Genomic DNA, 1957 nt, shown 5'->3' on the forward strand with positions numbered 1-1957 from the left:
TCAATCATCTGCCGCCTCTGATCACGCCCAACCGAGCAGAGGCATCCCGCAAAAAATCCCGTTCCACCAGCAACTGGCCGATCTTGGCATGCAGTTTCTCTACATCAGCAGGGCTGACTGAAGGTTCCGTTACTGACTTACCAGAAAAAAGGCTTGCCATGCCTTCGATCGCCTGGCGCTTCCATTGGGCGATCATCGTCTGATGCACGCCATGTTTCGACGCCAACTCCGCCAGCGTCAGTTCCCCACGGATCGCCTCCAGGGCAACCCGTGATTTGAACTCCGCCGCATACCGTTTCCGCGTAACCTTGCCCATAAAACACGTCCTCGTTCAGGCCAGATGATAGCTTATCGCCCTGTCCGAAAAATGGGGACCACTTCTCAGGATCCGGATTATCGGCGCTTTCGTTATGTCCGGTATGCTGATGATTTCCTCATTGGTGTTATCGGCAGCAAAGATGATGCCCGGAGAATGATGGATGCCGTTCGACAATTTCTTGGAAACCTGAAACTTAATGTATCTGAGGAAAAGAGCGGCATTCGACATGCCTCGGACGGAGTAGAATTTCTTGGCTATGACATCCATACTTGGAATTCAAACCAGGTAAGGAGCGTGAGGGACACTCTGGGGCGCAACTACACGAAGCGTAATCCAGACGGTCTGATCACGTTGAATGTTCCGCGGACGAAAATCCGCCAGTTCTGTCAACGCCACGGTTACGGTTACCCCGACACGCGTTGGGGTATTGACCGACCGGCATTGATCAATTCGAGCGAGTACGAGATCGCTTCACAGTTCAATGCGGAATACCGCGGGTTTGTTCAATATTACGCGCTGTGCGTGAATGTGAAAGCGCAGCTTCGTTCGCTTCAGTTCGTAGTACAGACAAGCCTTCTCAAGACACTTGCCAATAAGCGACATAGCTCGTTGGCCAAGGTTTTGACTTCCGTCCGTAATAGGGATGGAGAGTGGTATGTGGCTAGCCGAGACTTAGGTGGGAAATTAAGGAGGGTGCGGGTATGGAAGCTTCGGCATCTCACTCGTCCGTCCGTGAAATTCGCCAAGGTCGACGCACTACCAAGATACATTGCGGCTTTTGCTCGCACGGACTTGGTAGATCGACTGTTTTCTGAAGAATGTGCGCTTTGCGGAACATCAAATGTTCCGGTTGAAGTGCATCACGTCAGAAAGCTGAAAGATCACGTCAACTCGCCTTTGATGGCACAGGTCAGAGCTGCTCGCCAAAGGAAGCGTATCCCGCTCTGCATAAATTGCCATCGCAATGTCCATGCTGGGCGGCAACGTGATCTTCGAATGAGAGCGTAATCGGGGGTGGAAAGCCGTGTGCAGTGAAAGCTGCCCGCACGGTTTGGAGGGGGACGTGGCATTTGCTCTCTGAGCGGTGTCCACGTCTACCCTATTGTCGAATGGTTATCCGGGCTTCAGTGACGCTGAGGGTCAGGCGAACCTTGTCGCCTATGCTGTCGAAGCGGACCCGCGCACATGTCCTGACGACTGGTACGATGTCAAACGCGCGTCGTTTGGCGGTGACGATGGCGCGGAATTTCTTTCCGCCGATACCATCCGCAAGGCACTGGAGGCGACTGCGGGCAGTCGTTTGTGGATTGATGGTAAGCTTCCGGCGACTCTTGCAGTTACCCATAAATTTTTTCTTCTGTAATTTGATAGGAGAGAGCACCTGTAACGATATCTGCCAGGCGAGACATTCCTCTCCAGATAACAGTTGTTCCGGGCGGAGCATCGGAAGCGCGATCAAGGTAACCACCCAGTCTGGCGACTGCCCGGATGTAAAAATCCAGGTCTGGTGAAGTGCTGAGTTTGCGTATGGGTGTGAACTGTTCGAGTATTTGGCGTTCCACATCTGTAAAAACGGTAGAAGGCGACGTCCCTGGTAATTCACGCCTGAGCATTGTTATCCATGAGATACGCCAGGCC

Annotated in this window: 2 protein-coding genes and 2 pseudogenes; 2 read left to right on the forward strand and 2 right to left on the reverse strand. The window is 52.8% G+C overall.

Translation table 11 applies throughout. From position 1 onward, the window contains the following. Window positions 1-316: pseudogene (locus GEU01_RS21190) on the reverse strand (transposase); the annotation flags it as partial. A gap of 24 nt (window positions 317-340) precedes the next feature. On the opposite strand from GEU01_RS21190, the gene GEU01_RS25335 reads away from it, so the two are divergent. Beyond that, complete coding sequence (locus tag GEU01_RS25335) at window positions 341-1327, forward strand: HNH endonuclease (protein ID WP_081500058.1); 987 nt, start codon at window positions 341-343, stop codon at window positions 1325-1327. A 91-nt stretch (window positions 1328-1418) separates the two neighbouring features. Next, a pseudogene (locus tag GEU01_RS25340) lies at window positions 1419-1682 on the forward strand (DUF3085 domain-containing protein); the annotation flags it as partial. On the opposite strand, the gene GEU01_RS26590 reads toward GEU01_RS25340, so the two are convergent. Beyond that, window positions 1657-1957 (reverse strand): IS4 family transposase (locus tag GEU01_RS26590; RefSeq protein ID WP_269719749.1); only part of this gene is annotated, 301 nt, incomplete at its 5' end. The pseudogene GEU01_RS25340 and the gene GEU01_RS26590 sit on opposite strands and share 26 nt — an antisense overlap.

This window comes from Komagataeibacter europaeus LMG 18890 (genome assembly GCF_000285295.1).
In the GTDB taxonomy this organism is placed as follows: Bacteria; Pseudomonadota; Alphaproteobacteria; order Acetobacterales; family Acetobacteraceae; genus Komagataeibacter; species Komagataeibacter europaeus.